Source organism: Actinomadura rubrobrunea NBRC 15275, from assembly GCF_001552235.1.
Classification (GTDB): Bacteria; Actinomycetota; Actinomycetes; order Streptosporangiales; family Streptosporangiaceae; genus Spirillospora; species Spirillospora viridilutea.
This window is the reverse complement of record NZ_BCQU01000155.1, coordinates 1-7,154: the sequence shown is the minus strand read 5'-3', so window position 1 is coordinate 7,154 and position 7,154 is coordinate 1. Positions and strand designations below refer to the sequence as shown.

At 71.1% G+C, this 7,154-nt stretch carries 4 protein-coding genes and 1 pseudogene; all 5 read right to left on the bottom strand.

The features are described from left to right. Nucleotides 1–18: 18 nt before the first annotated feature. Nucleotides 19–1,617, bottom strand: coding sequence for an alpha/beta fold hydrolase (locus AR3_RS28095; RefSeq protein ID WP_067918527.1), 1,599 nt, complete (start codon nucleotides 1,615–1,617; stop codon nucleotides 19–21). 73 nt (nucleotides 1,618–1,690) lie between these two features. Then, nucleotides 1,691–3,289, bottom strand: a complete 1,599-nt coding sequence (locus tag AR3_RS28090; RefSeq protein WP_217998800.1) for an alpha/beta hydrolase — start codon at nucleotides 3,287–3,289, stop codon at nucleotides 1,691–1,693. 558 nt (nucleotides 3,290–3,847) lie between these two features. Next, nucleotides 3,848–5,020 carry a flavodoxin-dependent (E)-4-hydroxy-3-methylbut-2-enyl-diphosphate synthase gene (ispG, locus tag AR3_RS28085; protein WP_067918526.1) on the bottom strand — a complete coding sequence of 391 codons (1,173 nt, stop codon included), beginning with the start codon at nucleotides 5,018–5,020 and terminating at the stop codon, nucleotides 3,848–3,850. 200 nt (nucleotides 5,021–5,220) lie between these two features. Then, nucleotides 5,221–6,414: a M50 family metallopeptidase gene (locus AR3_RS28080; RefSeq protein ID WP_067918524.1), complete on the bottom strand. Its 1,194-nt coding sequence runs from the start codon at nucleotides 6,412–6,414 to the stop codon at nucleotides 5,221–5,223. A gap of 60 nt (nucleotides 6,415–6,474) precedes the next feature. After that, nucleotides 6,475–7,154, bottom strand: a pseudogene (locus AR3_RS28075) (1-deoxy-D-xylulose-5-phosphate reductoisomerase); the annotation flags it as partial.

Genomic DNA, 7,154 nt, shown 5'->3' with positions numbered 1-7,154 from the left:
CCGCCCGGCGTCACGGGATCACGGACGTCCGATCAGCACGTCCTTGCCCTGCGGCGCCGTCGCGGCCTTGACGGCGTTCGGGTTCGGGTCGTTCAGCCGCGGGTCGGCCTGGCAGGTGACGTCCGCGCCCTGCCCCGGCTTGCGGGCCGGCAGCGTGCCGTCGTTCAGGTACGCCGCGACCCGGTCGTCCAGGCAGGCGTTGCCGTTGAGGGTGTTGGAGTGCGTCTTGCCGCCCTCCTCGGCGATGAGCCGCGCGGACGGGAACAGCTTGCGCATCTGCGGACCGCCCGGGTACGGGGTGGCCGCGTCCAGCGTGGACTGCACCAGCAGGAAGCCGGGCACCTTCTTGTGCTTGTCGCCGACCTTGAACGCGCGTCCGCTCTCGGCGTGCCAGAAGTGGATCGGCGCGTTGAACCAGGTGTTGGACCAGGAGTTGAAGCGGATGCCGCTGTTGTACTGGCGGACCGCGTCGTTGTGCCAGGTCTTCCACTTGGGCGGCCACGGCGCGTCGACGGCCTGCACGGCGTTGTAGACGGCGAAGCCGTTGTCGCCGCCGCCCTCGCTGACGAGGTCCAGCAGCGGCCGGGCGTCCTTGTTCGCCGCCCACGCCGACAGCGCCTCGGCGAGCGGGATGTACCAGCCGGTGTGGTATCCGGCGCTGAGCACGATGTCGTCCAGTTCCGACGGGCCGACCTTGCCGCCGATCGGGGACTTCTTGGCCTCCGCCCGGATGCGGTAGTAGGTCTTCTCGACCTCCGCGCCGGTCGTGCCGAGGTGGTAGAGCGCGTCGTACTTGGCCGTCCACGCCCACCACAGCTTCATGTTGCGCTCGAACGCCTCGTTCTGCTTGAGCTGCCCGCCGTACCAGACCTCGCGGACGTCGACGTTGCCGTCCCACACCATCCGCTTCACGTGGCGCGGGAACAGCGTGGCGTACGTCGCGCCCAGGTAGGTGCCGTACGAGAAGCCGTAGTAGCTGATCTGCTCGGCGCCGAGCGCCTTGCGGATCTCATCGATGTCGCGCGCCGAGTCGGTGGTGCGCATGTGCGGCAGCATCCAGCCGTACTTCTTGGCGCACGCGTCGGCGTACTTCTTCGAGCGCGCCAGCCAGACCAGCTCGTCCTTCGGGCTGCTCGGCACGTAGTCCGGCCGCACCGGGTCGGAGTAGTCCGGGATGCAGCTCAGCGCGGGCTTGCTGGACTCCACGCCGCGCGGGTCGAACCCGATGATGTCGTACTTGGCCGCGACCTCGGGGGGCAGCCACCTGGCCAGCCCGCCCGACAGGTACAGCCCGGAGCCGCCGGGGCCGCCGGGGTTGGCGATCAGCACGCCCTGGTAGTTCGCCGTGTCGGTGGCCCGGACCCGGGACACCGCGATCGAGATCTTCCGGCCGTTCGGCTTGGTGTAGTCGAGCGGCACCTGGAGCTGCGCGCACTCGGCGTCGGCCAGGTACGCGCCGCCGGTCACATCGGTGGGGCACTCGCCCCAGGACAGGGTGCCGGCCGCGGGACGGGCGGCCGTCCGGGACGCCGGGGACTGGGTCCCGGCGCTGGCGACGACCGCGCCGCCGCCGACGCCGAGCGCCGTGACGGCCGTGATGACTGCGAGCCTTCTCAACAGACCCCCTCGGGATGGGCGGTTGGACGGGACAGGGCCCCGTTCCGGCGCGGGGAACGGGGCCCTGGGGCTTTCAGCGGACGACCGCGACGTCGGTGCGTGTCGCGGCCTTCGTGGCGGCGGTGGTCTGCGCCGCGGCTTCGGTGGGGTTCGGCGCGGGGTTGGCCTTGCAGAACGCGTCGGCGCCCTTCCTGGACGCGGGGAGGGTGCCGTCCCTCAGGAACGCCGCGACGTGGTCGTTCATGCACTGGTTGCGGTTGGCCGAGATGGAGGCGCCGTGGTTGTTGCCGCCCAGCTCGAGCACCATCCGCGACGTCGGGAACAGCCGGTGCACCTCGTAGGCGCCGGGCAGCGGGGTCGCCGCGTCGTTCTCCGGCTGGAGGATCAGCATCGCCGGGCCGTCCGCGCCCGCCCCGATCCGCTGCGGGGTGCCGCTCTTGACCGGCCAGAACGCGCACGGCGCGTTGTACCAGGCGTTGCCCCAGGTCAGGAACGTGGCGCCGTGCCGGTACTGGCGGGAGTGGTCGGCGTGCCAGCGGAGCCAGTTGCGCGGCCACGGCGCGTCCGCGCACTCGACCGACGTGTAGATCGCGTAGCCGTTCTGATCGAGCCAGGCGGGCTCGGCGAAGTTGTCGCGCAGTCCGGACGGGTCGTCGCGCAGCACCCAGTCCGCCAGCGCCCGGGCGTGCGCGGGCCAGGTGTAGTCGCGGTAGCCGTCCGGCAGGAAGATGTCGTCGTACTCCGACGGGCCGATCTTGCCGTCCACCGGGGCCTTCTTGATCTTGTCGCGGCCCTTGCGGTAGTTGGCGGCGACCTCCTCACCGGTCGTGCCGAGGTGGTAGACCGAGTCCCAGTCGGCGATCCAGTCGAAGAAGATCTCGGCGCGCTTCTGGAACGCCTCGTTCTGATCGAGGTTGTCCTCGTACCACACGCCGCTGGGGCGCACCACGCTGTCGAGCACCATGCGCTTGACGCGGTGCGGGAACATCGACGCGTACACCGAGCCCAGGTAGGTGCCGTAGGAGTAGCCGAAGTAGCTGGTCTGCCTCTGGCCCAGCGCGGCCCGGATGGCGTCCATGTCCCGGGCGACGTTCTTCGTCGTGATGTGCCGGAGCGTGTCGCCGTACTTGGCGCCGCAGCTGTCGGCGAACGCCTTGGCCTTCTTCACCCACGCCGCCTCTTCGGCGAGGTCGGCGGGCACGTAGTCCGGCCTCGCCCTGCCGGGGTAGAGGTAAGTCGGATCGCAGGAGATCTGCGGTTCGCTGGCCGCGACGCCGCGCGGGTCGAAGCCGATCCAGTCGTACCGCGCGGAGATCTCCTTGGGCAGGCCGTTGGCGGGATCGGTGAACCGGGCCGGCAGGTCGCGTCCGTACCCGCCGGGGCCGCCCCGGTTGAGCAGGACGATCCCCTCGTACCGCGCGGTGTCGGCGGCCCTGGCCCGCGTCAGCGCCAGCTTGATCTTCTTGCCGTGCGGCCGGGAGTAGTCCAGGGGCACCTCGATCGTGCCGCACTCCAGGCCTTTGAGCGCGCCGCCCAGAATCGGATCATTGTCCGGGCACGCCGTCCACGCGATCTTCTGTCGTGCCGCGGCCCCGGTGTCCGCCGACGCCGCCGCCGCGGTGCCGGCGATGCCGGTGCTCAGCGCCGCGGCGATCAGTACGAGTCTCCTCACGGATCCTCCCTCTTCCGCGCGGGCTCCGCGTTGAGCCCACCATGCGGCATAACGGAGAAATCTTGACGATCGAGACATGTGCGACGGGAGATCTCATAGTGAGTGATGCACAATCGTGACAAATCTCGAAAACTCCGCAGGCCGCCGTCCATTTCCGGCGCCCCGAATCCCGTGCCGCATCGGGGCGCAGCGGCGTCTCTGCCCGCGCCCGGGTCGTGATCAACATGGCCGCACCGCGCCTTCACCGTCGCGCGATCAACGGCCGACCCGCGCGGGCCGCTCGCCAAGACGGGACCAACCGCGCCGCAGATCCCCGTCAACAGGGCCGCCGCGGATGCGACGCGGAACCGCAGGCGAAGACGTGGAAACCGGATGCGAATACGACAAGGAGCAGCGCGCCCGCGTCGTCCGCGGGCACGCCGCTCCCTACTCAGACGGTTGTCTCAGGCCGCCCTGGAGATTCCCGGTGCGTAATGCGTGCGCTGAGAGAAACCAAAGTGAGGAAATCTCGGCCTGATCTGCCGCAGGCGCACCGCTCCCGGCCGCCGACGGCTCGGGTCAGCCGACGATGACCTGGGGGCCGGCGGCGGAGCCGTCCTCGTCGATGTCGATGCCCATCTCCTCGGCGAGGCGCATGGCCTCCTCGATCAGGGTCTCGACGATCTGGGACTCGGGGACGGTCTTGACGACCTGGCCCTTGACGAAGATCTGGCCCTTGCCGTTGCCGGACGCGACGCCCAGGTCGGCCTCGCGGGCCTCGCCGGGGCCGTTGACGACGCAGCCCATCACGGCCACGCGCAGCGGGGCGGGGAAGTCCTTCAGCCCGGCGGTGACCTCGTCGGCGAGCTTGTAGACGTCCACCTGGGCCCGGCCGCAGGACGGGCAGGACACGATCTCCAGGCCGCGCTGCCGCAGGCCGAGGGACTCCAGGATGGAGATGCCGACCTTGACCTCCTCCTTGGGAGGCGCCGACAGCGACACCCGGATGGTGTCGCCGATCCCCTGCGACAGCAGCGCCCCGAACGCCACCGCCGACTTGACGGTCCCCTGGAACGCCGGCCCCGCCTCGGTCACCCCCAAGTGGAGGGGGTAGTCGCAGCGCTCGGCCAACAGGCGGTAGGCCTGGATCATCACCACGGGGTCGTGGTGCTTGACGGAGATCTTGATGTCGCGGAAGTCGTGCTCCTCGAACAGCGAGCACTCCCACAGCGCCGACTCCACCAGCGCCTCGGGCGTGGCCTTGCCGTACTTGGCCAGCAGCCGCTTGTCCAGCGAACCGGCGTTCACCCCGATCCGGATCGGCACGCCGGCGTCCCTGGCCGCCTTGGCGATCTCACCGACCTTGTCGTCGAACTTCTTGATGTTCCCCGGGTTCACCCGGACCGCGGCGCAGCCCGCGTCGATCGCCGCGAACACGTACTTGGGCTGGAAATGGATGTCGGCGATGACCGGGATCGGAGACTTGCGGGCGATGGCGGGCAGCGCGTCCGCGTCGTCCTGCGAGGGCACCGCCACCCGCACGATCTGGCAGCCGGACGCGGTCAGCTCGGCGATCTGCTGCAACGTCGCGTTGACATCGGCGGTCGGCGTCGTCGTCATCGACTGCACCGACACCGGCGCGTCCCCGCCGACGGGCACGTTCCCCACCATGATCTTCCGCGACCGGCGGCGCGGCGCCAGCGGACGCGGCTCGTCGCCGCGGACCGTCGGAATACCGAGTGAAACGCTCATCCCTCTCCTTCGTCTCGCGTCCTACCCTAGGCGGCGCACGCGAATGGATCGGCTCCACCGGGTGTCCAACGCCCGTCGAGTGGCCATGTCATGACCGATTCGATACTCAATGTGACCTGACTGCTACATTCCGTGTCACCGGACGGGCGCGGCGGTCCCGCGTCGGCGTCCCTCTCCTCGGTCCCTCTCCTCGGTCCCTCTCATCGCGGCAGGCGCAACGGGTTGACCAGGTCGGCCAGGATCAGCAGGACCCCCAGGCCGACCAGCAGCATGACGGCCAGGTAAGTGAGGGGCAGGAGTTTGGTCAGGTCCACCGTCCCCGGGTCGGGGCGTCCGCGTCTGCGGGCCGCCCATGCGCGGGCGCGCTCGTAGCCGACGACGGCCAGGTGCCCGCCGTCCAAGGGCAGCAGCGGCAGCACGTTGAGCGCGCCGAGGAAGATGTTCAGCGAGACCACCAGCGACAGGAACAGGGCGATCTTGTCGCGCCAGGAGGTGTGCGCGGCGAAGATCTGCCCGGAGATGTCGGTGGCGCCGACGACGCTGCCGACCTGGCCGCCGGGGGTGTCGGCGCGCTCGGGCGAGAACAGCTTGGGGATCGCGGCGGGCAGGTCGACCGCCACCCGCCCGATGCCGCCGAGGGTCTCGCCGATGCCGCGGACGGCGAACCCGGCGGCGCCGACGGGGCCGGTGCGCTCGTAGCCCTGGCCGACGACGCGGGCGGAGACGCCGATGAACGGTTCGCCGCCCACCCGCGCGGGGCGGACGGACACGGCGACCCGCTCGCCGCCGCGTTCGAGGACCACCGGGACGGCCCGGCCTGGCGCCGACGCGCCGATGGCCGCGCGCAACGCCTCCCAATCGGCGACGGGCGTTCCGTTGTACGACACGATGCGGTCGCCGGGGCGCAGTCCCGCCACGGCGGCCGGCGACGGCGGACGGTCCGTGCCGCACCGCTGCTGGAGGCTCACCGGGACGCAGGCGGACACGCGGTCGACCGTGGTGGTGGCGGTGCCGGGATCGCGCACCCCCACGGCCATCGCCAGCACCATCAGCAGGACGAACGCGAACGCGAAGTTGGCGGCCACCCCGGCGACGATCACCACGGCCCGGCGGGAGGCGGGCTGGCGGTAGAAGGCGCGCTCGCGGTCGGCCTCGGCCACCGGCTCCAGGGGCGTGTAGCCGACGATGCGCACGAACCCGCCGAGCGGCAGGGCCTTGACGCCGTACTCGGTCTCCCCCACGCGCCGCGACCACAGCGTGGGGCCGAATCCCACGAAGAACTGCGTCGCCTTCATCCCGAACCGCTTGGCGGTCAGCAGGTGGCCGGCCTCGTGCAGCATCACCGACACCAGGAGCGCCACCACGAAGGCGACCGCGCCGAGCAGAAAGGCCATCGCGCTCCTCCCGCGGCGGGGCCTACCCCGGGGGCCCGGACGCCGGGGGAGGAACGGCCGTCAGCCTCCCTGCGCGGTCAGTTCGCGCGCCCGCGCCCGTGCCCACTCGTCGGCGGCCAGCACGTCGTCCAGCGTCAGTCCGGCTTGCCGACCGCCCGTGTCGTGCTCCTCCACTACCCGCGCGACGGTGTCGACTATCCCCAGGAACGGCAGGCGTCCCGCGCGGAACGCCTCGACGCACTCCTCGTTGGCCGCGTTGTAGACGGCGGGGGCGGTGCCGCCCTGCTCCCCCACGCGGCGGGCCAGCGCCACGGCGGGGAAGGCCTCGTCGTCGAGGGGGAACAGCTCCCAGGTGTGCGCGCGGGTCCAGTCGACGGCGGGCGCGGCGTCGGGGACGCGGTGCGGCCAGTCCAGACCCAGCGCGATCGGCAGGCGCATGTCCGGCGGACTGGCCTGGGCCAGCGTCGACCCGTCCACGAACTCCACCATCGAATGGATCACCGACTGCGGGTGCACCATGACCTCGATGCGGTCCATCGGCACGTCGAACAGCAGGTGCGCCTCGATGACCTCCAACCCCTTGTTGACCAGCGTCGCCGAATTGATCGTGACGACCGGGCCCATGTCCCACGTGGGATGGTTCAACGCCTCCTCGGGCGTGACGTCGACCAGCTCGGCGCGGCTACGACCGCGGAACGGCCCCCCGCTGGCGGTCAGCACCAACCGGCGCACCTCGGCCG

Excerpts from the sequence above, each read along its gene's own strand:
- AR3_RS28080 (WP_067918524.1), bottom strand. The coding sequence starts at position 6,414 with ATGGCCTTTCTGCTCGGCGCGGTCGCCTTCGTGGTGGCGCTCCTGGTG.
- ispG (WP_067918526.1), bottom strand. The coding sequence starts at position 5,020 with ATGAGCGTTTCACTCGGTATTCCGACGGTCCGCGGCGACGAGCCGCGT.